Annotated in this window: 24 protein-coding genes; 15 read left to right on the top strand and 9 right to left on the bottom strand. The window is 66.0% G+C overall.

Annotation, left to right across the window (positions count from 1 at the left end; all coding sequences use genetic code 11):
* Positions 1-5: 5 nt before the first annotated feature.
* Positions 6-1,112 carry a mandelate racemase/muconate lactonizing enzyme family protein gene (locus tag AC3A6I_RS14620; protein WP_487544450.1) on the top strand — a complete coding sequence of 369 codons (1,107 nt, stop codon included), beginning with the start codon at positions 6-8 and terminating at the stop codon, positions 1,110-1,112.
* A gap of 187 nt (positions 1,113-1,299) precedes the next feature.
* On the opposite strand, the gene AC3A6I_RS14615 is transcribed toward AC3A6I_RS14620, so the two are convergent.
* Positions 1,300-1,992, bottom strand: a complete 693-nt coding sequence (locus tag AC3A6I_RS14615) for a GntR family transcriptional regulator (protein WP_487544449.1) — start codon at positions 1,990-1,992, stop codon at positions 1,300-1,302.
* A gap of 84 nt (positions 1,993-2,076) precedes the next feature.
* Here AC3A6I_RS14615 and AC3A6I_RS14610 point away from each other — a divergent pair, with 84 nt between their 5' ends.
* From AC3A6I_RS14610 to AC3A6I_RS14555, 12 genes are all read left to right on the top strand, one after another.
* Positions 2,077-3,228: a mandelate racemase/muconate lactonizing enzyme family protein gene (locus AC3A6I_RS14610; RefSeq protein ID WP_487544448.1), complete on the top strand. Its 1,152-nt coding sequence runs from the start codon at positions 2,077-2,079 to the stop codon at positions 3,226-3,228.
* A 43-nt stretch (positions 3,229-3,271) separates the two neighbouring features.
* Entirely contained in the window at positions 3,272-4,543 is a 1,272-nt protein-coding gene (locus tag AC3A6I_RS14605; protein ID WP_487544447.1) for an ABC transporter substrate-binding protein, read from the top strand.
* Positions 4,544-4,759: 216 nt separating this feature from the next.
* The gene (locus AC3A6I_RS14600; RefSeq protein WP_487544446.1) at positions 4,760-5,689 is read left to right on the top strand and encodes a carbohydrate ABC transporter permease; all 930 of its coding nucleotides are present in this window, start codon (positions 4,760-4,762) and stop codon (positions 5,687-5,689) included.
* Positions 5,676-6,590 carry a carbohydrate ABC transporter permease gene (locus AC3A6I_RS14595; protein WP_487544445.1) on the top strand — a complete coding sequence of 305 codons (915 nt, stop codon included), beginning with the start codon at positions 5,676-5,678 and terminating at the stop codon, positions 6,588-6,590. The genes AC3A6I_RS14600 and AC3A6I_RS14595 overlap by 14 nt, the downstream gene beginning before the upstream one ends.
* 5 nt (positions 6,591-6,595) lie before the next feature.
* Positions 6,596-6,928 (top strand): L-rhamnose mutarotase, encoded by a 333-nt coding sequence (locus AC3A6I_RS14590; protein WP_487544444.1) that lies wholly within the window; start codon positions 6,596-6,598, stop codon positions 6,926-6,928.
* An 11-nt stretch (positions 6,929-6,939) separates the two neighbouring features.
* Positions 6,940-8,118, top strand: a complete 1,179-nt coding sequence (locus AC3A6I_RS14585; RefSeq protein WP_487544442.1) for an aldose 1-epimerase family protein — start codon at positions 6,940-6,942, stop codon at positions 8,116-8,118.
* Positions 8,118-8,882 (top strand): SDR family NAD(P)-dependent oxidoreductase, encoded by a 765-nt coding sequence (locus tag AC3A6I_RS14580; RefSeq protein WP_487544441.1) that lies wholly within the window; start codon positions 8,118-8,120, stop codon positions 8,880-8,882. Before AC3A6I_RS14585 ends, AC3A6I_RS14580 begins: the two co-directional genes overlap by 1 nt.
* A gap of 198 nt (positions 8,883-9,080) precedes the next feature.
* On the top strand, positions 9,081-10,274 hold the full coding sequence (locus AC3A6I_RS14575; protein ID WP_487544439.1) for a CaiB/BaiF CoA transferase family protein: 1,194 nt from the start codon (positions 9,081-9,083) through the stop codon (positions 10,272-10,274).
* Positions 10,271-11,041, top strand: a complete 771-nt coding sequence (locus tag AC3A6I_RS14570) for an enoyl-CoA hydratase/isomerase family protein (RefSeq protein WP_487544438.1) — start codon at positions 10,271-10,273, stop codon at positions 11,039-11,041. Before AC3A6I_RS14575 ends, AC3A6I_RS14570 begins: the two co-directional genes overlap by 4 nt.
* An 86-nt stretch (positions 11,042-11,127) precedes the next feature.
* Positions 11,128-11,646, top strand: coding sequence for a DUF4142 domain-containing protein (locus AC3A6I_RS14565; RefSeq protein WP_487544437.1), 519 nt, complete (start codon positions 11,128-11,130; stop codon positions 11,644-11,646).
* A complete protein-coding gene (locus tag AC3A6I_RS14560; RefSeq protein ID WP_487544436.1) occupies positions 11,646-11,960 on the top strand; it encodes a cupredoxin domain-containing protein in 315 nt (104 codons plus the stop codon). Before AC3A6I_RS14565 ends, AC3A6I_RS14560 begins: the two co-directional genes overlap by 1 nt.
* Before the next feature lie 9 nt (positions 11,961-11,969).
* Positions 11,970-12,647, top strand: coding sequence for an RNA polymerase sigma factor (locus AC3A6I_RS14555; RefSeq protein WP_487544435.1), 678 nt, complete (start codon positions 11,970-11,972; stop codon positions 12,645-12,647).
* Positions 12,648-12,673: 26 nt separating this feature from the next.
* On the opposite strand, the gene AC3A6I_RS14550 is transcribed toward AC3A6I_RS14555, so the two are convergent.
* The 7 genes from AC3A6I_RS14550 to AC3A6I_RS14520 all read right to left on the bottom strand — a co-directional run bounded on the left by AC3A6I_RS14550 (position 12,674) and on the right by AC3A6I_RS14520 (position 20,712).
* Entirely contained in the window at positions 12,674-13,750 is a 1,077-nt protein-coding gene (locus AC3A6I_RS14550; RefSeq protein ID WP_487544434.1) for a Gfo/Idh/MocA family protein, read from the bottom strand.
* Positions 13,750-14,601, bottom strand: a complete 852-nt coding sequence (locus AC3A6I_RS14545; RefSeq protein WP_487544433.1) for a sugar phosphate isomerase/epimerase family protein — start codon at positions 14,599-14,601, stop codon at positions 13,750-13,752. The genes AC3A6I_RS14550 and AC3A6I_RS14545 overlap by 1 nt, the downstream gene beginning before the upstream one ends.
* Positions 14,602-14,604: 3 nt before the next feature.
* Entirely contained in the window at positions 14,605-16,020 is a 1,416-nt protein-coding gene (locus AC3A6I_RS14540; protein WP_487544432.1) for a CehA/McbA family metallohydrolase, read from the bottom strand.
* Positions 16,021-16,189: 169 nt separating this feature from the next.
* Positions 16,190-17,302 carry an ABC transporter ATP-binding protein gene (locus AC3A6I_RS14535; RefSeq protein ID WP_487544431.1) on the bottom strand — a complete coding sequence of 371 codons (1,113 nt, stop codon included), beginning with the start codon at positions 17,300-17,302 and terminating at the stop codon, positions 16,190-16,192.
* Positions 17,302-18,132: a carbohydrate ABC transporter permease gene (locus AC3A6I_RS14530; RefSeq protein ID WP_487544430.1), complete on the bottom strand. Its 831-nt coding sequence runs from the start codon at positions 18,130-18,132 to the stop codon at positions 17,302-17,304. The genes AC3A6I_RS14535 and AC3A6I_RS14530 overlap by 1 nt, the downstream gene beginning before the upstream one ends.
* A complete protein-coding gene (locus tag AC3A6I_RS14525) occupies positions 18,132-18,995 on the bottom strand; it encodes a carbohydrate ABC transporter permease (protein ID WP_487545034.1) in 864 nt (287 codons plus the stop codon). The genes AC3A6I_RS14530 and AC3A6I_RS14525 overlap by 1 nt, the downstream gene beginning before the upstream one ends.
* A 355-nt stretch (positions 18,996-19,350) precedes the next feature.
* Positions 19,351-20,712, bottom strand: a complete 1,362-nt coding sequence (locus AC3A6I_RS14520; RefSeq protein ID WP_487544429.1) for an extracellular solute-binding protein — start codon at positions 20,710-20,712, stop codon at positions 19,351-19,353.
* A gap of 319 nt (positions 20,713-21,031) precedes the next feature.
* On the opposite strand from AC3A6I_RS14520, the gene AC3A6I_RS14515 reads away from it, so the two are divergent.
* Together AC3A6I_RS14515 and AC3A6I_RS14510 are read left to right on the top strand one after the other, a co-directional pair.
* Positions 21,032-22,069, top strand: coding sequence for a LacI family DNA-binding transcriptional regulator (locus tag AC3A6I_RS14515; RefSeq protein ID WP_487544428.1), 1,038 nt, complete (start codon positions 21,032-21,034; stop codon positions 22,067-22,069).
* An 11-nt stretch (positions 22,070-22,080) separates the two neighbouring features.
* Positions 22,081-23,928 (top strand): DUF5054 domain-containing protein, encoded by a 1,848-nt coding sequence (locus AC3A6I_RS14510; protein ID WP_487544427.1) that lies wholly within the window; start codon positions 22,081-22,083, stop codon positions 23,926-23,928.
* 34 nt (positions 23,929-23,962) lie between these two features.
* On the opposite strand, the gene AC3A6I_RS14505 is transcribed toward AC3A6I_RS14510, so the two are convergent.
* Positions 23,963-26,545: a hypothetical protein gene (locus tag AC3A6I_RS14505; protein ID WP_487544426.1), complete on the bottom strand. Its 2,583-nt coding sequence runs from the start codon at positions 26,543-26,545 to the stop codon at positions 23,963-23,965.
* Positions 26,546-26,556 lie beyond the last annotated feature (11 nt).

The following is a 26,556-nucleotide window of genomic DNA, read 5'->3' as shown; positions in this document are numbered from 1 at the left end:
AGGATATGAGCAGGATCGTTCGCGTCGACCTCGTGATGGTCGATCTGAAGCCGAAGGTGAAGCGGGTCGATGCGATCCAGAGTTTTGTGTCGCAGGAAACGCCCATAGTGCGCATCACCGATGCGGATGGCGTCGTGGGAACGGGCTACAGCTACACCATCGGCACCGGCGGGCATTCGGTGATGGCGCTGCTGGAGCGGACACTGGCGCCGGCGATCCTCGGCGAGGATGCCAATGACATCGAAAAGATCTGGAAGAAGCTGCTGTTCCTGACCCACGCGACCACCGTGGGGGCGATCACGGCGATCGCGATGGCGGCGATCGACACGGCGTTGTGGGATCTGAAGGCGCGGCGGGCAAACCTGCCGGTGCACAAGCTGATCGGCGGGGCGCAGGACAAGGTGCGGCTCTACACCACCGAGGGCGGCTGGCTGCACCTGGAACAGTCGGCGCTGGTCGAGGATGCGCTGCGCGCCAAGGCGGCCGGGTTCGGCGGCTGCAAGCTGAAGGTGGGGCGGCCGATCCACGAGGACGTGGCCCGGATTTCAGCGGTGCGCGAGGCGGTGGGGCCGGGCTTCGAGATTTTCACCGACGCCAACCAGGCGTTCGCGGTGGACGAGGCGATCCGGCGGGCGCGGGCCTACGAGGGGTTGGACATCGGCTGGCTCGAGGAGCCGCTGCCGGCGGACGATATCGCAGGACACAAGCGGCTGGTGGAGCACACCTCGATCCCAATCGCGGTGGGGGAGAGCCTCTACAGCCACCTGCATTTCCGCGAGTATCTGGAGCAGCACGCGGCGAGCGTAGTGCAGGTCGATGTCGGCCGCATCGGCGGGATCACGCCGTGGCTGAAGGTGGCGCACCTCGCCGAGTGCTTCAACACGCCGGTTTGCCCGCATTTCCTGATGGAGCTGCATGTGGCGTTGTGCGCAGCCGTGCCGAATGCGCGCTGGGTGGAGTATATCCCGCAGCTCGAGGAGCTGACCACCGAGGGGATGCGGATCGAGGACGGGTATGCAGTGCCTTCCACGGAGCCCGGACTGGGCATTGCCTGGGATTTCGAGGCGATCGGGAGGATGGCGGTCGAGGGGTCGGCGGTTGGCGTGAGCTGACGGTCGGCGCGTCGGGCTCCACCCCCTCCGAGCTGCGCTAGGCAGCGGAGCTGCCAAGCTGCGCTTGCCTCCCCCATCAAGGGGGAGCGGGGGCCGGTGGATTTTGCTTCGATCGTGCCCCAAACCACCGGCAGGCACCTCCCCCTTGATGGGGGAGGATGGGAGGGGGTGGGCGGTGGCCGCCGGCCTAGATAAACATCCCCAAATGCCGCTGCAGCGCGGCGTTGAAGTGCGCCACCAGCGCCGCTTCCGCCCGGTCGGGATCTCTCGCCGCGCAGGCGTCGATGATCTCGAGGTGTTCCTTGATCGAGCGCTGGGCCAGCGGGACGGTCAGCTTGCGGTCGAGGCGGACGAGGCGCAGGTAGGTGTGCATGCGCCGGTAGCTGGTGTCGATCAGCGGGTTGCGCAGGATGTCGATCACCGAGTTGTGGAGCAGGGTTTCAAGCGCTTCCAGTTCGGTCATCGCTTCCTTGGTGAGGCCGTGCTTCTCGATCTCGATGCTTACCGCGCGGTGGCGGGCGCCGAGTTCGCGGATCAGGTCCTCCTCGCCCCATTCGGCAAAGTTGCGTACCGCGGCGCGCTCGATGATGGTGCGGAACTGGTAGGTCGACTTGGTCAGTTCCATGCCCGGCTTGACGAACTGGATGCCGGAGCGCGGGTGAATGGTGAGGATGCCTTCCACCTCGAGCACGCGCAGGGCGTCGCGCAACGGGGCGACGGGAATGCCGAGCAGCTTCACCAGGTCGTTCTGGCTGACGAAGGCGCCCGCCGGCAGGCGCCGGTCGAACAGGTTTTCGAGGATGCGCGTGTAGGCCAGATCGCTCAGCCGACCCGATGGTTGCGCCTCTGCCAGAACGTCCGATGCCTCTCTGCTGGCCACTTGTGCGCCTGCCTCCGTTGGTCTATTACCGCTGATGTCTGATATATCAGAATGTCACATTAGTCGATCAGAGATCGTCCACCTATGCGCATTTCCGAGTTTCGCATTACCCGATTCCAGTTTGCCCGTGACCGGGTGATCGGCGACAGCCAGGTTCGCATCGACGATGTGAACATAGCGGCGCTCGAGCTGATTGCCGATACCGGAGCGATCGGGCTCGGGTTTATCCAGGGCTTGCTCGTTTCGTTGCCGGACCAGGCGGAGATCGAGCGGGTGTTCCGTGCCGAAGCCTGGCCCGGACTCGAGGGGCAGCCGCCGGCGGCGCTGGTGCATCGCGTCGGCCGCCCGCGCGGCGGCAACCAGCGCGCCTATTCGCTGAATTTCCACGAAGCGCTGCAGGTCGCGCTGTGGGACCTGGCGGCCAAGGAAGTCGGCCTGCCGCTGCACCAGATGCTGGGCAGCCGGCGCGACAGGGTGGAAGCCTATGCCAGCGGGCTCGATTTCCACCTTTCCGACGACGAGTTCGCGGCCTTTTTCGCGCATGCAAATGCGATCGGCTATCGCGCCTTCAAGATCAAGGTCGGCCATCCCGATTTCGACTGGGATCTCAACCGGCTGAAGATACTCAAGGAAGTGGTCCGCAAGGACGCGCTGGTGATGATCGACTCCAACGAGGCCTGGGGCGCCAAGGAAGCGCTGGTGAAGCTCACCGCGATCCGCGAGGCCGGGCACGAACTGCTGTGGGTCGAGGACCCGATCCTGAGGAACGACTATCCGGGCCTCAGGATGCTCAAGGATGCGTGCAACTGGACGCTGATCAACTCGGGCGAATATCTCGACGCGCATGGCAAGCGCCTGCTGATGGAAGCGGACGCGACCGACATCCTCAACGTGCACGGCCAGGTGACGGACGTGATGCGGATCGGCTGGCTCGCCGCCGATCGCGGCATTCCGGTGAGCCTGGGGAACACGTTTCTCGAGGTCGGCATCCACATGGCCTGCGCGCTGCCCGAAGTGCAGTGGATCGAGTACTCGTTCCAGAATTTCGACCATCTCGTCGACCAGCCGGTCGAGATTCGCGACGGCTTGGCCTATGCGCCGAACCGTCCGGGCCATGGCCTCGTGCTGAGCGAGACGGCGCGCCGCGAGTGGGCCCGTCCGAACCTGTTGTCGCGGGCCGCGCTCGGCGAGGCCCCGTTCAATCCGCGCGTCGCCGGTGCGCTGCGCGCCGCCTGATCGACTAGCCAAGACTTACGTCATCCAGGGAGGAGACATCCTTATGAATCTTCTGCGTATCAGCGTGGCGCTCCCGGCGATCCTCGTCGCCGGCGCCGCATTCGCCCAGGACGGTGCCATCACCGTGTGGGCCGACGCTACCCGCCAGCCGGCGGTTGAGGCGTTCATCGCCGCCCATCCGGACGTGCCGGTCAACCTCGTCCTCGACGATGGTTCGTCGGGCGCCTCGGGCACGTTCCAGACCAAAATCAGCCTTGCCGATCAGGCCAACGAGGGCTGGCCGGATGTCGTGTTCTCGACCCAGAACAACGATGCCGCCTGGGCCGCTCGCGAGAATAACGGCGCGCAGGCCTTCGCGCAGGTGCTGAACGAGGGCTTCCTCGATGAGGAATTCCTGTCGGGCTTCACGCCGGGCGCACTCGATCCGGTCACCATTGACGGCAAGGTCTACGGCCTGCGCAACGACCTCGCGCCGGTGCTGTTCTGGTACAACAAGACCCTGCTGGACCAGTTCGGCTATGCCGCTCCGACCACCTGGGAAGAGTACCAGGCGCTGGGCGACAAGCTCGCCGCCGAGCATCCGGGCTACTTCCTCGGCGCCATCGGCGACGCGTTCCAGGGCCCGTATATCTATTACTGGAGCGGCCAGGCCCCGATCTTCCAGCTCGAAGGCGAGACCTTCAAGTCGGACACCTCCGATGCCAACGCGGTCAAGGTCTCGAACCTCATCGACCACATGGTGGCGAACAAGAGCCTGACGCTCGACAGCGTCTTCGGCGCCAGCTTCGTCGCCACCGCAGGCAACCTCGTCGCGATCCCGGGGCCGGCCTGGTATGCCGGTGCCCTGTTCCAGAACCCGGGCGGCGTCAACGCCACGGCGGGCGACTGGGTCGCGGCGCCGCCGTTGAAGTGGGCTGACGGCGATGCCGTCACCGGCAACGTGGGCGGCGGCGTCTGGTATGCCTCGAGCCACACGCAGAACCCGGAAGCGGTGAAGACCTTCCTCAAGTTCGTGACGTCCGACGCTTCTGTCGCTGGTACGGGTGGACTGCCGGCCTACCAGTCGGCGGCCGATGCCTGGCTCGATACGCAGGCCGCGAGCGGCTTCTACGCCGGCGACTTCAAGGCCGCCGTCCAGGCCGCTGCGTCGAGCGTGTGGAACGGCTGGGGCTACCCGAACTTCTCGCCCGAAACGGCCTGGGCCAAGATCGTCACGCCGGGCCTCGCGGCCGGCAAGACGATGACCGACCTGTCGGCCGACTGGCAGCAGGAGATGAAGAACGAGGCGCAGGTCGTCGGCTACACCGTCGAGTGATCCTGCGCTGCCGTGTTTACCTCTCCCTCTGGGGGAGAGGTCGACGCGAAGCGTCGGGTGAGGGGGCCTTGCCGTGCAAGAGAAGGCCCCTTCTCCTCATCTACGCTAGGCGGCGAAGCCGCCAAGCTTCGCTATCCTCTCCCCCAAGGCGCGAGGAGGCGCAGGGGCGTCACGCGGTGCCTCGAGAACAAATGCCTGGTGCCTGGAGTTTGCCGAGTGAGCACGATCGAGCATAGCGCGCACGCTGCGACGCGCCTCGAACGCCCGAAGAAGGGCCTCAGCGTCGAGCGCGCGCAGGGCCGGATCGGCATCCTGTTCGCGACGCCCTACACGCTGTTCCTGATCTTCTTCGGCATCCTGCCGGCGCTCTATGCGATCTATCTCGCCTTCACCAAGAAGGGCGCTTTCGTCGGCTTCGACAACTTCCTCAAGGTGTTCAAGGACTACCGGTTCTGGCCGGCGGTCGAGCATGTCGGCATCTTCATCGTGGTGTGGCTGGTGCTGCTCGTGGTGCTGGTGGTGACGCTCGCCATCCTCGTCCACTCCATCGGCTTGCGCTGGTTCAGCGGCGCGATGCGCTTCGTCTACTATATCCCCGGCGCGCTGGCCGGCGCTTCGAGCGTGATGCTGTGGCTGTTCGTGCTCGATCCGACGGTGAGCCCGGTCGCGTGGCTGCTGCAGATGCTGGGAATCCAGACCTTTGTCGGCGCCGTCGAGTCGAGCCGGCTACCGATCGTCCTCGCGGTGATCGCGTTCTGGACCGGTGCGGGCGGCTGGATCGTCATCATGTATGGCGCGCTGAACAATATCAGCAAGGACGTGATCGAGGCGGCGCGCGTCGACGGGGCCGGCCCGGTGCGGATCGCCTGGTCGATCCAGATTCCGCTGATGCGCAAGTGGATCGCCTACATGGTGATCATGAGCTTTGCAGGCGGCACGCAGCTGTTCGTCGAGCCGCGGGTCCTAGCGCAGGCGAGCCGCGGCGTCGTGGGGCAGGACTACTCGCTGAACCAGCTCGCCTTCCTCTATGCCTTCAAGCAGAACGACTTCAACGGCTCGGCCGCCATCTCGCTGGTGCTGCTCGTCGTGGCCGTCGCCCTTTCCGTCTACTTCGTGTTCAAGGGTGGCCTGTTTGAGCGCGCTTAGTTCCGAAATCGTCGTCACCCGCACCAAGGACCTGACGCCGGGCGCCTGGCTCGGTCGCGCCTTCGGCGTGCTGGTGCTGATCGCCTTCGCCCTGTTCTTCGTGGTGCCGCTGCTCTGGCTCCTGATCGCGCCGACCAAGACCGACCGGCAGCTGCTGCTCGAGGCGCCGTTCGCGCTCGGCGATATCGGCACGCTGCTGGCGAACTGGCAGAGCCTGATGACGTTCCAGGGCGGGCTGATCTGGACCTGGATCGGCAACTCGGTGTTCTACTGCGTCGCGGCGCTGGCGATCACGCTGTGCATCTCCATCCCGGCCGGCTATGCGCTGGCGATGACGGAGTTCCGCGGCCGCAAGCTGCTGCTGGTGGTGACGCTGATCGTGATGCTGATCCCGTCCACGGCGCTGGTGCTGCCGATCTTTCTCGAGCTCAGCGCGGTGCGGCTGATCGGCAATCCGCTGGCGGCGATCCTGCCGTTCTCGTTCTATCCGTTCGGCGTCTACCTCACCTACATCTACTTCTCGACCGCGGTATCGCGCGACCTGCTGGCGGCGGCGCGGCTCGACGGGGCGAACGAGTGGCAGGTGTTCACCAGGATCGCCATGCCGCTGAGCACGCCGGTGATCGCGCTGGTCGGCTTCTTCAGCTTCACCGGCAACTGGAACAACTACTTCCTGCCTTATGTGACGCTGCCGGGCCGCAAGGCGCCGATCCAGGTCGGCCTCGCCGAGCTGCTGTCCAACGTGCCGGCGTTCAACCCGACCAATGCGGCCTCGACCACGATCACGCTGTCGGCGCTGGCGCTGGCGACGCTGGTGGCGATCGCTCCCGTGATGCTCGTGTTCCTGTTCGCCCAGCGCTACCTCGTGAGCGGCATGACCGCTGGCGGCACCAAGGAGTAGTCCCGATGGCGCAGCGGATGGGCATGGTGATTGGGGTGAGGCCCGAAAAGCTCGACGAGTACAAGCGGCTCCACGCCAACCCGTGGCCGGAGATGGATGCGGCCCTGAGTGCGGCCAACATCCGCAACTACTCGATCTACCTGCGCGAGCCGGAGATGCTGCTGTTCGGGTACTGGGAGTACACGGGCTCGGACTACGCGGCGGACATGAAGGCGCTGGGCGAAAAGGCCATCACCAAGGAATGGTTGGCGCTCACCGATCCGTGCCAGGCGCCACTCTCCACGGCCGCGTCGGGCGAGTGGTGGAGCACCATTCCCGAAATCTACCATCTCGACTGAGGAGACGCCCGATGGTGCAGCTGAACGGCCGGACCTATACGCGCCGCGAGATCGCCGAGCGGGCCGGCATGCTGAGCCAGTTCGCCGGGGTGCGGCTGATGGAGCTTTCCGACGGGGTCGAGCGCGGCATCCGCATGCTCGAATTCCGCACCGGCTCGGGGCTGCGCTTCACGGCGCTGGTGGACCGGGCGCTCGATATCGCGGACTGCGAGTTCAAGGGGCAGGCGATCGGCTGGAACTCGCCGGCCGGGTTCCGGCATCCGGGCCTGCATGAATACGAGGGCGAGGGCGGGCTGGCCTGGGCGCGTTCGTTCTCTGGGCTGCTCGTGACCTGCGGGCTCGACCACATCCTGTTCATGAACGACGTACCGGCGGACAACTATGTCTATTCGCCGAAGCAGAAAGTCAGCCACTCGCTGCACGGGCGGGTGGGGACGATTCCTGCGCGGCTCACCGGCTATGGCGAGGAATGGCACGGCGACGAGTGCGTGCTGTGGGCCGAGGGGATCGTGCAGCAATCGGCCGTGTTCGGCGAGGATCTGCACCTGATCCGGCGCATCGAAGCCGATGTCGGCGGCAAGGACATCCGCATCACCGACCGGGTGGTGAACCACGGCTTCTACAAGACGCCGCACATGTACTGCTACCACATCAATGTCGGGCATCCGGTGCTCGACGAGGGCTCGCGCTATCTCGCACCGATCCGAGACGTCGTGTGGGCGGCGCATGCCGGCGACGACTACCGCAAGCAGGGCGTCGGCTATCGAACGCTGCCGGCGCCGCAGTTCGATTTCCACGAGCAGGTGTGGCAGCACGAGCTCGGCGCCGATGGCGACCGCAGGCAGTATGTGGCGCTGGTGAACGACAAGGCCGGGATCGGCTTCGAGGTTACGACGCGCAAGGACCAGCTCCCCTGCCTGTACGAGTGGCAGAACCTGCAGGCGGGCCAGTACGCACTGGGTATCGAGCCCTCCACCAACCATGTGCTCGGCAACAACGCGGCGCGCGAGCGCGGCGAGATGATTTGGCTGCAGCACGGAGAGGAGAAGCGCTACGACAGCGTGTTCCGCATCCTCGACGGCGCGGGCGATATCGTGGCGAGCGAGGCGCGCATCCGGGCGATATCGGGTCAGCCGGAGGACGAGTATCCGCCGGTGTCGGGCAACCACATCAAGATCGGGGGACGCTGATGGGTGTGGATCGCTTCGGTTCGCTCGAGGGGCGGACCATTCTCTATACCGGCGCGGCGGGCGGGCTGGGGCTGGAGACGACGGTCGAGATGCTGCGCTCGGGGGCGAAGGTCCTCGCCATCGACAACAACCCGGTGAAGGTCGCCGCGCTCGAGGAAGCGGCCGCGGGGCAGGGTGGGCTGACGGTAGCGATGCTCGACCTGTCGGATCTTGCCGGTTTCCGCGCGGGGCTGGAGAAGCTGTCGGCCGAAGCTGGCGGCTTCGACATCGTCATCAACAATGCCGCGATCTATCCATCCAAGCCGTTCGAGGCCTACACGATCGACGAGATGCAGCTGGTCCAGCGCGTCAATGTCGATGCCGGCATCGTCGCGGTGCAGGTGGCGCTGCCGCACATGAAGGCGGCGAAGCGCGGGCGGATCATCAACATCTCGTCGGTGACGATCTCGGGCGGCTGGTCGGACCTCACGCCCTATGTGCAGTCGAAGATGGCGCTGGTCGGGCTGACGCGCTCGTGGGCGCGTGAGTTCGGCAAGCACGGGATCACCGTCAACGCGGTGGCGCCGGGGGCGTTTCCGACCGACGCCGAGAAGATTCATCCGGACCTGCCGGCCTACGAAAGGCGCATCTACGAGGCGCAGGCGCTGCAGCGGCGCGGGGCACCGGCCGATATCGCGAATATCCTGATGTTCCTGTCGTCGGACGCGGCGAGCTTCATCACCGGCCAGACCATCCATGTGGATGGCGGCTGGGTCATGCACTGAGATGACGAGTGTGTGGCTCCACCCCCTCCCGTCCTCTCCCCTCAAGGGGGAGGTGCCGTCCGGTGAGCGGGGCAAGATCGAGTCACGAGCACAGTTCTACACCTCCCCCTTGATGGGGGAGGACGGGAGGGGGTGGAGCCAGATGCACCTGCCCATGCCCATTCCGAATAACGTTTCTTACACAAGGCACTGACACCCATGGGCATCCTGTCCGGTTATCGCGTTCTCGATTGTTCCATCGCCATGGCCGGGCCGTTCGCCGCGCAGCGGCTGGGCGATCTCGGGGCCGATGTGGTGAAGGTGGAGCCGGTGACCGGCGAGTGGCAGCGCCACACTGCGGCGGGCGGGGCGCGCGGCAACAAGGTCAACGTGTCGTTCCTGTCGCTCAACCGCAACAAGCGCTCGCTGGCGGTGGACCTGAAGGACCCGGACGGCAAGGCGGTGCTGCTCGAGCTGGTGAAGACGGCCGACGTGTTCCTGCAGAATTACCGGCCCGGCGTGGCGAAGCGCCTGGGCGTCGACTACGAGACGCTGAGCGCGATCAATCCGCGGCTGATCTACGTCTCGATCTCGGGCTATGGTGAGGACGGTCCATACCTGCACCGGCCGGGGCAGGACCTGGTGCTGCAGGGCATGTCGGGTGCGATGCTCTCGGCGGGCCGCGAAGGCGAGCCGCCGAACGCGGCGGGGCAGTATCTGGTCGACGGCATCACCGCCTACACGGCGTTCGAGGGCGCGCTCGCGGCGCTGCTGCATCGTGAGCGGACCGGCGAGGGCCAGCTGGTGCAGGTGAACATGCTCGATGCCATCACCACCATCCAGATGCAGGAATTGTCGGTGTTCACCGTGGGGGGGAAGCCGCAGACGCGATCGGCCGAGCCGCATGCGCATGTCTATATCCGCGCGCCCTATGGGGCGTTCGCGACGAGCGACGGGTTCATCATCGTGGCCTTCCCGAAGCTCGCCAATCTCGGGCAGACGATCGGCGAGCCGAGCTTCCTCACCATGGATGATGAGGTTGATACCTGGGAGAAGCGTGACGAGATCTTTGCCAAGACACGCGACCGGCTGAAGACCAAGACCACCGCCGAATGGCTGGAGCTGCTGCGGGCAGCCGATATCTGGTGCGGCCCGGTCTATGGCTATGCCGACCTCGTCGAGGACGAGCAGATCAAGCACAACGGCACCTTCGTCGAGTACGATCACCCGACCGAGGGGCACGTGAAGACGCCGGGCTTTCCGATCCGGTTCTCGAAGACGCCCTCGACGGTGGATCGCGGGGCGCCGGTGGTGGGTCAGCACAGCCGCGACGTGCTGATCGAGGCGGGCTACGACGACGCGGCGATTGAAGCGCTGATTGCCAAGGGCGCGGTGGCGGAGAACGGAGTATGAGCGACAACATCCTCGTCGCCCGCGACGGCTTCGTCGGGACGATCACCATCAACCGGCCGGAAAAGCTGAACGCGATGACGCCGGAGATGGCGGAGGCGCTGGTCGCTGCCGTCACCGAGTTCAATGCGGATGACGACATCCGCTGCGTGATCCTGACAGGGGCCGGCGAGCGGGCATTCTGTGCCGGCTCCGACATCCGCACGCTCGACGACTACGACTCGGCGTGGAATTTCCGCAACCGGCCGGATTATTGCGATGCGATCCGGGCGCTGCTTAAGCCCTCGATCGCGGCGGTGAACGGCTACGCGTTCGGCGGCGGGCTCGAGACGGCGATGGCGTGCGACATCCGTATCGCCTCCGAGACCGCCAGCTTTGCCGCGCCCGAGATCAAGCTCGGCTGGATCGGCGGCGGCGGCATGGCGGTGAATCTCGCGCATGCGGTGGGACCGTCCAATGCGGCGCTGATGATCATGACCGGCGATCCGATCGATGCCGCACAGGCGGAGAAATGGGGGCTCGTGTCCCGCGTCGTGCCGCAGGCCCAACTGCGGGCCGAGGCTCAGAAGATCGCACAGGCGATTGCGGCGCGCGCACCGATTGCGGCCGAGACGGCGAAGCTCAACCTGCGCGCCGCGTGGGAGCTGTCGATCGCGAACGCGATCAGCTACGAGCGCGACCTGCAGGCGATCTGCTTTGCCACCGAGGACGCCAGGGAGGGGCGCGCCGCGTTCAAGGAAAAGCGGGCCCCGGTGTTCAAGCGGCGCTAGGTGGCGCGAATTCCGGGAACGCCAGCGGCGGTGGCGCATCCAATGGGCAGAGTGGCGGAAATGTCCGCCGCATCGAGGAGCCCAGAATGTTGAAATCCACCATCGTCGCCATGTTCGCCGCGCTCGCCATGACGGGCGCTGCCGCGGCCCAGGACAAGCCCACCGATCCGCAGATCGCGCATATCGCCTACACTGCCGGGCAGCTCGACGTCGCGGCGGCCGAGCAGGCCCTGCAAAAGAGCAAGAACGCCGATGTGATCGCCTTTGCCGAACTGATGGCGCGCGACCACAAGGCGGTGAACGACCAGGCGCTGGCGCTGGTGGGCAAGCTCGGCGTCACGCCCGAGGACAATCCGACCAGCCAGAAGCTGACCGCCGACGCCAATGCCACGCTCGCCGAGCTGGCAAGCCTCGATGGTGCCGCCTTCGATGTGGCTTACGTTGCCAACGAGGTGAGCTATCATCAGGCGGTGAACGATGCGCTGGCCAAGCTGTTGATCCCTTCGGCGCAGAACGCCGAGCTGAAGGCGCTGCTCGAGACCGGGCTGAAGCTCTTTACCGAGCACCAGCAGCATGCCGAGCATCTGGCGATGCAGGTGAAGTGATGCGCACGCTGGCTTTCGCCACCGCGATCGCGGCCTTGCTCGCTTCGGCGAGCTGGGCTGCCTCGGCGGAATACACCGTCGTCGTGTCGGACATGACGTTTGGTCCTATGCCGACGGAGCTGCATGTGGGCGATACGATCGTGTGGCGGAATGACGATATCTTCGCGCATACGGCGACGGCCAGGGACGGCGGGTTCGACGTGGACCTGCCGGCCAAGACCTCAGCCAGCATGGTGGTGGGCAGCGCGGGCAGTTTTGCATTCTTCTGCAAGTTCCATCCCGGCATGACCGGCACGCTGGCCGTGGCGCCATAGGAGGACGAGGTGAGCGCAACCGCGATCATACGCGAGGACCTGGGCCAGCTCGAGGATGGGGCGCTGGTCGAGCTGGCACGTGGGAAAGACGAGGCCGCCATTCGCTGCCTCGTGCGCCGTCACAACCAGATGCTGTTCCGGGTGGCCCGGTCGATTGCCGGCAGCGACAGCGAGGCCGAGGACGTGGTGCAGGCAGCCTATATCGCCGCCTTCCGCAATCTTGACGGCTTCCGTGCTGCGGCACGATTTTCCACCTGGCTGACGCGGATCGTCATCAACGAGGCGCTGACCCGCAAGCGGCGGCAACGGCCGACCGTGGGGATCGAGCAGATCGATGTCGAGCCCGGCAGCCGGATCATTCGTTTTCCCGGGCTGGAGGCCCCCGACCCGGAGGCGGAGATGTCGCGCAAGGAAGTTCGCACGCTGCTCGAGCATGTCATCGACGAACTGCCGCCGGTGTTCCGGACCGCCTTCGTGCTGCGCGAGGTTGAGGGGCTGAGCGTCGAGGAGATCGCCGAGCAACTCGATGTGCAGGTCGAGACAGTGCGCTCACGCCTGTTCCGCGCGCGGCGGCTGCTGCGTTCGCAGATCGAAAAGCAGATCAGCTCCACATTTGCGGGACTGTTTCCATTTGCCGGAACGCGGTGCGAAGCCATGGCCGAGCGGGTCGTCGCCGGGCTCCGCTAGGCCTGACCAGTGGCGTACGCGCCCGATCAGGCCTGCGTCAGGAAATGGCGGCCGACTTCGGCGAAGAGCTCGAGGTCGGCGAGCGAGTCCGATAGCCGCGTCTTGGGCTTTTCGCCGGTGGTGACCGCGTGGTGGAAGGCGCCCAGCTCGACACGGAAGGCGTCCTCGTAGAACGGGCCGACGATCTCGGTGCCGGTCGAGTGGAGGTCCGAGGTGGTGATCTCCAGCCGGGTCGGCAGGTTGCGCACATAGGGCGTGTCGTAGTTGATCCTGAAGTGCTGGTTGAGCGTCAGCACCTCGATGCCGGCATCGAAGCGGGCGACGTCGTGGATCACCGCTTCGTAGAGCGCGGTGAAGCTGCCATAGTCGAACATCACCAGCACGTTCTCGCCGCGGTGCTGGCGCGCCGCCGCAACGCCTCTGGGCGAGCCGAACAGCTCGCGCATGGCGGAGAAGCTGTGCGAGGAGAGGCCGGTGAGCACCTGGTAGGCGCGAACCTGCTCGGGCGAGGCGGTGTCGCCCATCACGGTTCGCAACAGCGCCTGCGTCTTGCTGCGACCCTCGGCGATCAGCTCGGCCGGGACATCGGTGGGCTTCACGATATTGCGGGTCTGGTCGACGAAGAACTGGCTCTCGCGGATCAGGTCGCGGATGCGGACGTGGCGGATTTCGTCGCGGGGCGGCAGGCGCTCCTTCAGCGCCGTGAAGGCCGGCGCGAAGCGGCGCATGTAGCCGACGAAGACGATCTTGTTGTTGTCGCGATCGAGCTCGATCAGCGGCTTCAGCTCGGGTGCGGTGAGGGCGGCGGGCTTTTCGATGAAGACGTGCTTGCCGGCCTTGATGGCTTTCTCGAGCAGCGGAGCGTGCAGGTAGTCGGGTGTGAGGATGAACACCGCATCCAACGCCGGGTCGGTGATCAGCGCTTCGGCCGAGGCGTGCCGGGTCTTCACGCCATAGCGCTCGGCGACGTAGGCCATGAGGCTGGGCGAGGCGTCGGTGACGGCGGCGATCTCGAAGCGCCGGTCGTCGGCGAGCAGCGGCAGGTGCATCAGCTGGGCGACTTCGCCGAGGCCGATGAGGCCGACTTTGATCCGGTCAGTCATCACGCGATCGCCTGCATGTAGGTGAAGTTGCGCTGGGCGAGCTGCAGCGGGGTTTCGGCGGCGTTGTCGGCCACGTCCTGCTCGACGACGATCGGGCCGTCAAAGCCCTTCGCTTCGAGGAAGGCCATGACGGCGCGGATATCGACGGCGCCATCGGGCAGGGGGGCCATGACGCCGCGGCCATAGCTGTCGGCAACCGACAGCTTGCCGTCGAGGACGAGCTGGCGCACGGCGGCGTCGACGTTCTTCAGGTGCATGTAGGCGATGCGGCCCCAGACCTTTTCCATGTAGGCGAGCGGGTCCTGGTTCCAGAAGGCGTGGTGGCCGGTATCGAAGCAAAGGTCGATATCGGTGTCCTGCAGCAGCAGGTCGATCTGCCACTCGAACTGCACGGCGGTGCCGATATGGGGGTGGAAGCTGGCCTTGAGGCCATACTCGCCTTCGATCACCGCCTGCGCCTCGCGCACGGTGGCGACGAGACCCCGCCAGCCGGTTTCGTCGAGCTTGCCCTCCTGGCCCATCGGGTACCAGTTGCTCTCGTCCATGATGACGAGGTGTTTGGCGCCCAGGTCGCGCAGCAGCGGGGCGAGTTCGCGCAGGGTTGCCATCAAGGTCGGCGCCGAGCTGCGGTCGCCGAAAGTGTGGACGTGGGTGGCGCCGATCAGGGTCAGGCCGCGCTTGTCGAGCTCGGGGCCGAGCACGGCCTTGTCCTTGGGCAGGAAGCCGAAGGGGCCGAGCTCGGTGCCGCGATAGCCGGAGGCGGCGACCTCATCGAGATATTGCTGCCAGGTGTAGCGGTTGCCGGTGGGGTAGTTGATGCCCCACGAGCAGGGGGCATTGCCGATGAGCATGGTTCAGTCCAGGTCGATATAGACGGGGTTGGAAATGGCGCGCCGGATCGGCTCGTCAGCGAGGTGCGAGCCCTGGAATTGCCAGGGCAGCTCGCCGCGCTCGGTGGCGGCGGCGGTGAACTCGGCGATCAGCCGTTCGCGGCTGGCCTTGGCGACGATCTCGGCGCGGATGAAGGTCGTGGCGCCATCGAGCAGAGCGAGCTCGCCGCGCCAGTCGTCGCTATCGATCGCCTGCTCGGTGGCGGTGCCATTGCCGTCGATCCAGACCAGCACGTCGCCGCTGGCGCCGCGCACGATCGCCTCGCAGGCGAGGGGCCTGGTGACGGAGGAGCCCATGGGCTGGCCGTTTACGGTGATCTCGAGATGCGGGCCGTTGGGGCCTTCGGTGACGTAGCCGCGGCCGGATTTCATCGCGGCGAGCACGGCGTCTTCGCTCAGTTCGGGCAGCCACAACACAGTAGTGGGGCGGGCGAGGACGAGCGGGCCTTCGGGCTGCAACTGTTCGGGCTGGTGGAAGTCGCTGCCGCCGATGGCGGAGATGCGGAGGCCACGGGCGAGCCGCTCCTGCCAGCGGGTGAGCGACACCCAGTTCCACGCCATCCAGGTCGATTGCCAGACTTCCTGGCAGTCGATCCTGGGCAGCTCGTAATCCCAGGGGATGGTGGGCTTGTCGTGGTTCACCGAAAGCAGGCCGCCCTTGCGATGCACGATCTCTTCGATCACGTGCGCATCGGACGGCTTGGTCATGCGGAAATCGACCCAGTCGTCGACGCCGTAGACATTGGCGTGGCCGACGGCGGTGGTGATCTCCATGGCGCGCACGAACACCAGGTCCGGCGACGAGGCGGGGTGGAAATAGCGGCGCTGGGTGGTGGTGTTGTGATCGGCGATGGCGAGGAAATCGAGCCCGGCCTGCTTCGCTGCCGCGTGAAGGGTCTCGGGCGCACCGCGCGCATCGGAATGGAAGGTGTGGCAGTGGAGGTCGCCCTTGTACCAGCCGGCCTGCTGCCGCACCGGATAGGTGCGCGTAGGGGGCGGGTTGGTGGCGCGCTCGGCGCTGTCGAGGCTTACCGTCACGGTGACGTCGGCGCCCTGGGGCGGCACCTTGTAGAGGCCGAGGATGACGTTCCATTCGCCGGCCGGCATGGGGCCGTGGACATAGCCGGGGGTGGCGTCGTCGGTCGCGACGAAGAAGCGATCGCGCGCACCGCCCGACCAACCACGGAAGCCGCCCTCGGAGGGGAAGGGCGTCATGGCCGGGTCGAACATGCCGAGATCGATGATGCAGTCCTCGGCCTTGGGGTAGGCGAGGGTGACGTCGATGCGGGTGGTGCCGGGGGGAACGGTGACGGGGATGTAGTAGTAGGGGTCGCGCGCCTGGTCGGCGGGGGTGACGTGGATGGTGATGGTTTGGGTCATTGGCTGACCTCGGCGATGACCGATAGAGACGACCCCCTCCCGGCCTCCCCCATAAAGGGGGAGGTGAAGAGTCGAGGCTGCGGATCGATGGTGCCCAAGGCACAGGACGGCACCTCCCCCTTTATGGGGGAGGATGGGAGGGGGCCGTCTGCTAGGGCTCGCGCGCCGGTCACAGCGGCTGCTCCCCGTCGGCCGGGATGCGGTTGCCGTCGGCGTCGAACAGGGTGGCGTGGGCGCCCGAGAAGGTGAAGGCGACGTTTTCGGTGGTCTCGACCAGATCATCGGTGAAGATGCGGGCGGTGACGCGGCCGCCGTCCTGGCGCTCGAAGGTGACGAGCTTTTCGGGGCCCATGTTCTCGTTGGCGAACAGCTTGCCGCTCAGCGTGTTGATGTCGTTGAGCGTGCCCATGCTCAGGTGCTCGGGCCGGACGCCGAGGGTCAGAGTCGGGCCCTTGCCCAGTGCGGCGCGGATGCCCTGCGACAGGGGCACGTCGCGCACCAGCACGCCGTGGGCGCGCAGCTGCAGGCGGTCGCCTTCGACGAGGCCTTCGACCGGGATCATGTTCATGGGCGGGTTGCCGACGAAATTGGCGACGAAGGTGGTCGCGGGCCGGCGATAGATCTCGATGGGGCGGGCGAACTGCACGATGCGGCCGCGGTCCATCACGGCGATGCGCGTGGCGAGCGCCATGGCCTCGGCCTGGTCGTGCGTGACATAGACGGCGGTCATGCCCATGTCGCGCTGCAGGTGGTTGAGGAAGCCGCGCGCTTCGAGGCGAAGTTTGGCGTCGAGGTTGGAGAGCGGCTCGTCGAACAGGTAGACGCGGCTGGGATAGACGAGGGCACGAGCCAGCGAAGTGCGCTGCTGCTGGCCGCCGGAGATCTGGCTCGGCAGCCGGTTGAGCAGGTCGCCGATCTTCAAAACGTCGGCGACTTCCTTGGCCCGCTTGTGGCGCTTCTCGACGCTCTCGCCGCGCACCTTGAGCGGATAGGCGATGTTGTCGGCGAGGTTCATGTGCGGGTAGAGCGCGTAGTCCTGGAACACCATGGAGATCTGGCGGTCCTTGGGATGGAGGTGGGTGACCTCGTCGTCGCCGATGAAGATCTTGCCACTGGTGGGCGTCTCGAGGCCGGCGATCATCCTGAGGCTGGTGGTCTTGCCGCAGCCCGACGGGCCGAGCAGGCAGATGAACTCGCCGTCGGCGACCTTGAAGCTGATATCCCGCACGGCCGAGAAAGTGCCGAAGGACTTGGTGACGTTCTGGAATTCGACCGAGGCCATTACGCTTTGATTCCACCGAAGAAGCGGAAGCCGAACTTCCAGCTGACGAAGAGGTAAAGGACGATGACGGGCAGCGAGTAGATCAGCGAGTAGGCCGCGAGCAGCGTCACGATCGGCGTGCCTGCCTCTGAGTAGAACGAGTAGATGGCGACCGAGGCCGGCATCTGGTCGTCGGAGCGGAGCAGGATGAAGGGGATGAGGAAGCTGCCCCAGATGTTCACGAAGGCCCAGACGACGACCACGACGATGCCGGGCCGGATCACCGGCAGCGCCACATCGAAGAAGGCCTGCACCGGGGAGGCGCCGGCGACCATGGCGCTTTCCTCGTAGGTCTTGGGAATGCCGTCGATGAAGTCCCGCAGGATGAACATCGCGGTCGGCAAGAGGCCGCCGGCGAAGACGAGGATCACCGCGACCTGGGTATCGATCAGCCCGGCCGAGGAGATGATGAGGAAGATCGGCACCATCGCCGCCGAGCCCGAGACGACCGAGGAAAACAGCAGCAGGATGTAGGTGACGGCGCCCTTGCCGGGGATGGACGAGCGGCTCAGCGCATAGGCGGCGAGCGTCGCCGCGATGCCGACGAGGATGACGCCGCCGACGCTCTGGATCAGGCTGTTGAGCAGGCCGCGCATGGCAAAGCCGTTGCCGAACACGGTCATGAAGTTCTGCAGCGTCCACGGGTCGGGGACAGCGAGACCCAGTTCGGCGCGGGCGTTGAACGGGGCGAAGATGAACCATATCAGCGGCAGCGCGAACAGCACGCCGATGATGGCGGCGAGCACGGAAAAGCCGATGCGCGACAACAGCTGGCCGAAGGAGAGCCTCATTACGCCGCTCCCTTCGCCTTCTTGCGCCCGATGCTGAGGTAGATCAGCGCGAAGGCGAGGTTGACCAGCATGATGATGACGCCGACGGCCGCGCCCTTGCCGAACTCGAAATCGCGGAAGGCGACGCGGTAGTTGTAGATCGAGAGCAGTTCGGTCCGATAGGATGGCCCGCCGCCCGTGAGGATGAACGGGGTGAAGACGTTGAACGTCCACATGGTGATCAGCACGAGATCGGTGACGATGTGGCCACGGATCAGCGGCAGGCCGATATCGCGGAACTTCTGCCAGCTCGAGGCGCCGGCGACGTCGGCGGCCTGGAAATAGCTGGGCGGGATCGACGAGAAGGCCGAGTTGAACAGCATCATCGAGAAGGCGGCGCCGCGCCAGGTATTGAAGATGACGATGACCCAGAAGGGCTGCTGCAGCAGGAAATCGCCTGCCGGCAGGCCGAGCCCGGTGAGGATCATGTTCAGGGTGCCGTGCTCGTAGTTGAGGAAGGCGAACCAGGCAAAGCCGATCACCACTTCGGGGAGGATCCAGGCGGCGATCACGCAGGCCTCGACCGTGCGCTTCAGCGCCGGCGGGATGGTCTGGATCAGCCAGGCGAGCAGCAGGCCGAGCAGGGCCTGCCCGACGAGGGCAGAAAGAATGACGAACTGGGTGGTGAGGATCAGCGAGAAGCCGAACTGGCCGCGGGTGAAGAAGTTCACCGGGTCGAACAGCTTGATGTAATTCTCGAAACCGACGAATTCGGGGTTGAGGGCGGTCTTGCCGAGCAGCGTGCGGTTGGTGAACGAGACGAAGATCACCCAGAAGAAGGGCAGCAGCACGAAGACGCCGACCAGCGCGGCGGCAGGCGCCATGAAGGCGGCCCCGGCGCGGTTCGAGAGCAGGGAGAAGCTGCGCTTTTTCTTTGTCGGCAGAGGTTCGTTCACTTGAAACACCCCCCACCCTGTCCCTCCCCCGCAAGGGGGGAGGTGACCTGCGCTCGCAGGTCTTCGTAAGCCACCGGCAGCAGTGTTGTCGTCTCCCTCCCCCTTGCGGGGAGGGGACAGGGGTGGGGGTATTCTTCCCGCACCGCGGCTTGGGCAAACAGCTGCTCAGTCGTGCTCAATATGACAACCCATGCAAAAAGGGAGGCCTCCCCGATCGCGGGGAGGCCTCCCCAGGGGGTCGCCCGGCGCTGCTGAGACGCCGGACGATCGGGAGGAAGGCTCGTTACAGCTTGGAGACCGTGTTGGCCTCGCCGACGATGCCGATCACCGCCGACTTGTAGGCGGCCATCGCGTCTTCGGGGCTGAGTTCGCCGGACACGACGCTCTCGGTCATGCGCTGGATCTCGGCCGAGACCTTGTTGTAGTTCGGGTCGTTCGGCCGGGCAGTGGTCAGCGGCAGCAGCGATTCCTGGGTCTTCTGGAGATAGACGCTGCTCGGGGTCTCGACGTCGTCGCGGATGCGGCGGGCTTCACGATAGCCCTGGAAGGCGGTGAGCTCGGCCTGGCTGTTCATGTAGCTGAGCAGGGCCCAGGCTTCGGCCGGGTTCTTGGTGTTGGGGTTGAGCACGAAACCCGTGCCGCCCGAGACCGTCACGAAATCCTGGCCGCGATAGCCCTTGCCAGGCTCCTGGGCAGGCATCGAGGCCCAGATGACCTTGTCGTTGCGGTCATCCATGCCGAACTCGGCACCCGGGGCCAGCACCGACTCGTGGAACCAGTCGCCTTCGACCAGCATGGCGGTCTTGCCGTCGCGGAAGCTGGCAAAGGTCTGGTTGCGGCCGTCGGCGAGGAGCTGGGCGCGCTGATCGCCGAGCTTTTCGTCGACATAGATGGTCTTGTAGAGGTTGAGCGTGTCGAGAATGCCCTGGCTCGAGACGATGTACTTGCCGTTCTCATCGACGACGCTTTCGCCGGTGCCGAGAATGGCCATGTAGTAGCCCTGCATGGTGGTGGCTTCGCCCATGTTCACGCCGGCATTGAGCTGCAGCGGGAAGCTGTCGGGGGCGGCCGTCTTGATGGCGCGGGCGGCGTCGAGCAGTTCGGTCCAGGACTTGGGCTGGAACGTTGCCGGATCGATGCCGGCCGCCTCGAGCAGGTCCTTGCGCACGAAGATGGCGCGCACGTCGGTACCGAGCGCGAGGCCGTAATCCTTGCCCTTATAGCTCATCAGGTCGCGCGAGCCCTGCGAGATGTGGCTCCAGCCTTCCCAACTAGTGACATCGGCGCCGGCCACTTCATCGAGCGGCTTCAGGAGCCCACCTTCGACGAAGGAGGGGATGAGGAAACCGTCGAAGGCGGAGACGTCGGCGCCCGCTCCAGTCGAGAAGTCGAGCGCCAGCTGCTGGGTCATCTGCTCGTCGGAGCCGCCGAACTCGTTGAGCGAGACGGTGACGTCCTTGCCGGCCGCCTTCATCTCTTCGGTGAACTTGGGGATCACGCTTTCCTTGATCCAGGTCGCGGTCTCGCTGTTCACGCCGCCGACGACGCAGCGGCAGATGACGGTGAGATCGACGGCAAAGGCCGGCGTGATCATCGTGGTGGCAGTGGCAAGCCCCAGATACAGGGCGCGCAAGCGATTGCTCATCGCGAAATATCCTCCCTTGTGGCGCCGCTTTGCGGGCGCCGAATTGGCGACGCGGCAGCCTCCCTATGGCCGCCGCAGCTCACGACTGGAACAATGAACACGCTTTCATTATCAGTCAAGCGACAGAATGAATGTTGCAGATGACAGCCGAATGACGCGTGTCATGGAACATTCATTCTGCAGGTATAGATATCCGCCATATGCCTGCAAATGCTGATGTTTCGTCGGATTCGCGCATTGGGCACGCTTGACAGTCGGCACATCCGGGCGGCACAAACACTGTTGTACACGATTGCAATATGGCAGCGAGACAGACCTATTGAGCGACAACGCCACCCGCAATCGCAGCCGCGCCACAGCGGACATGGTCGCGCGCACCGCCAACGTCTCGCGCGTCGCGGTCAGCCGCGCGTTCAACCCGCATGCCTCGATCAAGCCGGAGAAGCGCGACCTGATCCTCAAGGTGGCGCAGGAGCTCAATTACACGCCCGACATGGCGGCGCGCTCCATGGTCACCGGGCGCTCGCACCTCGTCGGCATCATCGTGCCGGATGTGTCGGGGCCATGGGAGAGCCAGGAGCTCGACGCCATGACCACGGCGCTGCAGGCAGAGGGTTTTGCGACGCTGCTGTTCCGCACCCGCGACGACCTGTCGATGGATGAGACGCTGCTCACCTACATGAAGGGGTTCAACCCCGACTCGGTGATCGCGTATGCTGAGAACGTGCGGCCGACCACCCTGTCGCGCGTGCTCGACCGGGCGGTGCCGATCTATGTCGGCTATCCGGATGAGGAGGGGGAGCCGGCCGCCGCCGGTCCGCTGTTCGACCGGCTCGACGTATTGCAGCGGGCGGGCATCGAGCAGGCGGTAGCGCTGATGCAGGGCTATGGTGCGAAGACCTTCGCCTTCCTCGCCGGCAAGCAGAACTCGCTCGCCACCAATTCGCGCGGGCGCATGGTGGCGAAGGTGTTGGCCGAGCGCGGGCTGCCGCCGCCGATCCGCATCCAGGGCGATTACAGCTATGACACGGCCTATCGCGAGACGCTGAACCAGTTCCGCGTCGGCGAGCCGGTGGATGCGATCTTTGCCGCCAACGATGTCGGCGCGTTCGGCGCGATCGATGCGCTGCGCCACGAGCTCGGGCTGCGCGTGCCGCAGGACGTGAAGGTGGTGGGCTTCGATGACATCCAGCAATCGCACTGGAAGAGCTACAACCTCACCACGGTAAAGCTCGATCTGGCCGAACGCAGCCAGGCGCTGGTGCGGCTGATCCTGCGGCGGCTCAAGACCCCGACGGCGCCATCGCTGACCGAAACCATTTCGACCCGCCTGGTCGTGCGCGGCACGGTGGGCTGACGAGAGTTTTCATGACCAAGACGATCCACCTGGTCTTCAAGACCCATCTCGATATCGGCTTCACCGATCACGCGGCGCGGGTGCGGGCGCAGTATCACGAGCGGTTCATTCCGCAGGCGATCGATACCGGCGAGCATTTTTACCTCGAGGATCCGGAGCATCCGAAGTTCATCTGGACCACCGGCGCGTGGCTGATCTGGGATCATCTCAACAGCGCTGGCCCGGCGGCGGTGCAGCGGCTGGAGCGCGCCATCGACCGCGGGCTGATCCGCTGGCATGCGCTGCCTTTCACCACACATTCCGAGCTGATGTCGCCGGCGGTGTTCCGGGCCGGGCTGAGCTACAGCCAGGAGCTCGACAAGCGCTTCGGCAAGACGACGATCGCCTCGAAGATGACCGATGTGCCGGGGCACACGATCGGCATCGTGCCTTTACTGGCCGAGGCCGGGGTGAAGTTCCTGCATTTGGGCGTTAACACCGCCTCGCCGCCGCCGGACGTGCCCGATGTGTTCCGCTGGCGCGCGTCGGACGGGTCCGAGATCGTGGTGCTGTACCAGAAGTCGTATGGCGAGACCTCGTTTCCCGAGGGGTTCGACGAGGGGCTCGGGTTTGCCCATACCAACGACAATATGGGGCCGCAAAGCGTGCCGCAGACGGTGGATGCATGGCGCGAGCTCGAGGCGCATCACCCGGATACGGCGATCGTCGCTTCGACGCTCGATGCCTATGGCGAGATCCTGTGGGCGCGGCGGGACGAGTTCCCGGTGGTCGATATCGAGCTGGCGGATAACTGGATCTACGGCACGGCGTCCGACCCCGACAAGATCAAGCGGTTCCTGCATTTGCAGCGCGTCTATGACAGCTTTGCCGAAGGGACGCTGACGCCGAGCCGGCTCGCGTTCGGGCGCGGGCTGGGCATGGTGGCCGAGCATACCTGGGGCGTCGACATCAAATCCTACCTGCGCGACGAGACGGCCTGGGATCGCCCGGCCTTCGAGGCGGTGCGCGCCAACGACTACCGGTTCCAATACTCCCAAGCCTCGTGGGATGAGCAGCGCGCCTATCTCGACGACGCAGTCGCCGTGCTCGAGCCGGCCGACCGGGCGATTGCCGAGGCGCGGGACGCCGAGCCGGTCGAGGGCAGCGGCTGGCTGGTCGAGACCGATCCGGCGACGGGTGACGTGGCGCTCATCCGCTCGCCGGCCGGCAAGGAATTGCGCGGCGAAGGCGGGAGCCTCCTGGGCTATCGCTACGAGAGCTACGACGCGGCCGATATCGCCGCGCATATGGATAGCTATCTGACCCATCGGGCCGTGTGGGCGATTCTCGACCACGCCAAGCCTGGGCTCGAGCGCGCCGCCACCGCGCGCTCGAGCGTTTATTCCCCGGATGGCGAGCTGAAGCTCGACGCCACCGCGCATGCCGAGCTCGGCGCGCCGGCGCGGGTCGAGTACCGATTCCGGGCGCTGGACGAGCACCGCATCGAGATCACCGTGACGCTGGTCGATAAGCCCGCCAACCGGATGCCGGAGGCGAGTTTTGTCACGTTCACGCCGGCGGGGCGGCGCGACTGGCAGTTCCTCAAGATGGGGCAGTGGCTTGCGGCGAACCGCGTCGCCCACAAGGGCGGCGGGCAGCTGCAGGCGGTTGCCGCGGTGCGCGCCGAGGGCATTGAGCTCAGGCCGCTCGACAGCATGCTTGTGGCGCCGGCCGACACCAAGTTCATGCCGTTCAACCCGCTGCCGCCGGATTTCTCTGCCGGCCTCAGGTTCAACCTCCACAACAACAAGTGGGGCACGAATTTCCGGATGTGGTGGGGTGCCGAGCGGTTCTCGGCCCGCTTCGTGCTGGCGCTGTAGCGAGGCCGCCAGCGGCGACCTCGCTTCTTGATCGTCAGGCTCGCTGCGGAATCAGCAGGTAGGGCGCGCCGGCGAGGTTGTCGGCGAAGCCCGGCGCGACGCCCACGCCGCTTGCCTGCTCGCCCGTGACGTAGACCTGCAGGTGGTCGTTGGAGTTGGTGTAGTCGGCCGGGATGGTCGCTTCGTAGCGACCGCCATTGCGCGACATCGGCATGGCTTTCCAGCGCTCGCCCTGGTTGACGTGGCGATAGTGGAGCTGGGCGCGCTGCAACTCGCCCGTCGCGTCGATGGCGACCGTCACCGCCTCGCCCGGCGCAAAGCCCGTCGGGGCTTCGAGCTTGACCCCCAGCCGGCCTACAGGCTTCCGAGCACCCAGGATCGCGATGACCCGGTCCGCATCGGCCGCGCCATGCGTCGGCTCGGGCGTGTCCTGCATCTGGTAGACCTGGATGTCGTTGGCTTCCTTGGCCACCTCGTCCGTGCGGGCCGACCAGGTGCCGCGCATGTGGCGGCCCGGGCCGAAAGTCATGTCGCGATGGTAGCCGCGATCGCCGGCATTGGCGGTGCGGGTCCAGGCGGCGAGAGCGAGCCGGGCATGGGCGAGGGCGAGGCGCTGAGCGGCGCGCGAGCGCGTCGCCAGCATCAGTTCGGCATAGCAGGCGCTACGGAATTTCTGTGCGAAGAAGCGGCCGATGCCGGCCATGATCTCGGCATCGAGCGCATAGCGCGCGACGAGCCGGTATGAGCTTTCCGGCACGCGGGCGAGTTCGGCCAGCGCCGCTTCCGCTTCCGCGGCGAAGCCGTCGAGCCAGTCGGCCACGTCCAATGGCGTGTAGGAGGGCGGGGTGGTCTCGGCGAGCAGCGCTTCGACATAGACCTTCGCCGAGGGGAACATCTGCGGATCGAACGAAGGGGCGTTGCCGAAGCGGGTCGGCCCGTTCATGTCGAAGCCCACCGGGCGGGGGGTGAACGTGCCGACCGCGGAGATGTTGGTGTAGACCTCGGGCCAATAGCAGTTATTGGCGATCGAGGGGCCGTGCGTCTTGGTGACGAGCGGCAGGATGCGGCTTGCGGCCCCCATGGCCTTTTCCACCGCAGCGGCGGCCGAGCCGAGCTTGGCGGTGAGGTAGCGCTGCCAGCTCTCGGGGCCGATGTCGGGCGAGTAGGTCAGCCGGCCGAGCAGGCGGAAGGCATATTCGTGGCGCTGCCACTCGGGCAGAGAGGCGAGCGTGGGGTCGATGAGGCCGCTGCGGCCGCCGGAAATGCCGGTGCCCTGCCGACCCTTGAAGGTCATCGGCTCCATCCACTCCATGCCGTCGGCGTCGCAGAACGACATCGAGCGGCCATAGGCGGCGGCGAAGGCGGGGTCGCCCCAGCTGAGTACGCGCTGCGTGCCCGGCCAGATGCGGAACATCACGCGCCAGTCGCGCTTGGGCGGCAGGTAGTCGCCATAGCTCTGGCGGGTGAAGCGGCGCGAGCCGGTGCTGAGCTGCTCGCGGCCATGGACGGCCTCCGCGGGCGGATACTCGGTCTCGCGGATGGCCGAGGGGTGGTAGGGCAGGCCCATATGTTCGGCGAGGTACTTTGGCGCCACCACCAGCGGCATGCCGGTGTCGCGCGCGGCGCCGAGCACGTGATCGTCGAGGCCCTTGGCGTGGAGGTTCATCTCGATGGTACGGCCGCAGTTCTTTACCGCCGAGAACACCTGCCGCCAGAAATCGTAGTCGCCTTCGGCAACGCCGCATTCGACGTGGATGCGGAAGCTGAGACCGGTGATCTCGGGGATTTCGCGTAGCAGGAAGGCGACGCTGTCGCGGCAGTAATGGCGCAGGTTCTCTTCGGTGACGCCGTAGACCTGGTGGCTCAGGTGGTCCTGGTCGTCGAAGTCGTAACCCTCGTTCCACAGGCCCAGTTGGAAATCGAGGCCGCGGCGAGCTGCTTCGCGGCCGATGAACTTGAAGGCCTCGAGATTCTGCTGCCGCTCGAGCTCAGGCAGGCCGCCGACCTCGATGCCGTAGTCCGGCAGGTCGACGAGGAAGGGGTAGGCGAAGTGCAGGTAGACGTCGCTGAGGATGTTGTTGTGGTAGGGGTAGTCGTAGGCGATGCCGAGGTTGATCGCGAGGCGGTTGAACCGGTTGGTCGCCAGCATGTCGAGATACTTGATCCAGCCCGAGCGGTCATAGAGCCAGGGTTTGTCCTCGATCTCGCTGCAGAAGGCGCGCGCCACGGCGCGGATACGGGTTTTCGGCTCCTCGACCAGCGGCAGCTTGCCGAACAGCTCGCCTTCCTTGTCGAGCAGCCGGTCGGCCAGCTCGGTGATGGCGTAGCCCATGGCGCGGCGATCAAAGCCCCAGGCGACGATGTCGCCGCCGGTGCGGAACAGCGCGAAAGCCTCGGTCTTGCGGGGCAGGGTGACGCCGGCGGCGCTGGCGGCAGCATCGGCATCGGTGCCCGAGGCGAGGCGGATGCTCTGGGCGGCGGCGCCATCGCGGACGAGCGCGATGTTACGCTGCTGCAGTGCCCGCTCGAGCAGGCCGAGTGCCCATTCCACCGTATCGTTACGCGTGTTGGCATCGGCGCCATGCTGGATGGCGATCCGCTGGGTGGTCTCGGACACGTCTATCTCCC

The sequence above is a fragment of the Devosia sp. Soil_C_22 genome (genome assembly GCF_057657195.1).
Note: the sequence above shows the minus strand (reverse complement) of the source record. Positions and strands in the feature narration are given on the sequence as shown.

Bases quoted from the DNA above. Each gene is read 5' to 3' on its own strand.
- AC3A6I_RS14605 (WP_487544447.1), top strand. From the start codon at position 3,272: ATGAATCTTCTGCGTATCAGCGTGGCGCTCCCGGCGATCCTCGTCGCC.
- AC3A6I_RS14525 (WP_487545034.1), bottom strand. From the start codon at position 18,995: ATGGCGCCTGCCGCCGCGCTGGTCGGCGTCTTCGTGCTGCTGCCCTTC.
- AC3A6I_RS14575 (WP_487544439.1), top strand. From the start codon at position 9,081: ATGGGCATCCTGTCCGGTTATCGCGTTCTCGATTGTTCCATCGCCATG.
- AC3A6I_RS14520 (WP_487544429.1), bottom strand. From the start codon at position 20,712: ATGAGCAATCGCTTGCGCGCCCTGTATCTGGGGCTTGCCACTGCCACC.
- AC3A6I_RS14545 (WP_487544433.1), bottom strand. From the start codon at position 14,601: ATGCTCATCGGCAATGCCCCCTGCTCGTGGGGCATCAACTACCCCACC.
- AC3A6I_RS14540 (WP_487544432.1), bottom strand. From the start codon at position 16,020: ATGACCCAAACCATCACCATCCACGTCACCCCCGCCGACCAGGCGCGC.
- AC3A6I_RS14585 (WP_487544442.1), top strand. From the start codon at position 6,940: ATGGTGCAGCTGAACGGCCGGACCTATACGCGCCGCGAGATCGCCGAG.
- AC3A6I_RS14565 (WP_487544437.1), top strand. From the start codon at position 11,128: ATGTTGAAATCCACCATCGTCGCCATGTTCGCCGCGCTCGCCATGACG.
- AC3A6I_RS14590 (WP_487544444.1), top strand. From the start codon at position 6,596: ATGGCGCAGCGGATGGGCATGGTGATTGGGGTGAGGCCCGAAAAGCTC.
- AC3A6I_RS14580 (WP_487544441.1), top strand. From the start codon at position 8,118: ATGGGTGTGGATCGCTTCGGTTCGCTCGAGGGGCGGACCATTCTCTAT.
- AC3A6I_RS14560 (WP_487544436.1), top strand. From the start codon at position 11,646: ATGCGCACGCTGGCTTTCGCCACCGCGATCGCGGCCTTGCTCGCTTCG.
- AC3A6I_RS14570 (WP_487544438.1), top strand. From the start codon at position 10,271: ATGAGCGACAACATCCTCGTCGCCCGCGACGGCTTCGTCGGGACGATC.
- AC3A6I_RS14510 (WP_487544427.1), top strand. From the start codon at position 22,081: ATGACCAAGACGATCCACCTGGTCTTCAAGACCCATCTCGATATCGGC.
- AC3A6I_RS14610 (WP_487544448.1), top strand. From the start codon at position 2,077: ATGCGCATTTCCGAGTTTCGCATTACCCGATTCCAGTTTGCCCGTGAC.
- AC3A6I_RS14535 (WP_487544431.1), bottom strand. From the start codon at position 17,302: ATGGCCTCGGTCGAATTCCAGAACGTCACCAAGTCCTTCGGCACTTTC.
- AC3A6I_RS14550 (WP_487544434.1), bottom strand. From the start codon at position 13,750: ATGACTGACCGGATCAAAGTCGGCCTCATCGGCCTCGGCGAAGTCGCC.
- AC3A6I_RS14530 (WP_487544430.1), bottom strand. From the start codon at position 18,132: ATGAGGCTCTCCTTCGGCCAGCTGTTGTCGCGCATCGGCTTTTCCGTG.
- AC3A6I_RS14620 (WP_487544450.1), top strand. From the start codon at position 6: ATGAGCAGGATCGTTCGCGTCGACCTCGTGATGGTCGATCTGAAGCCG.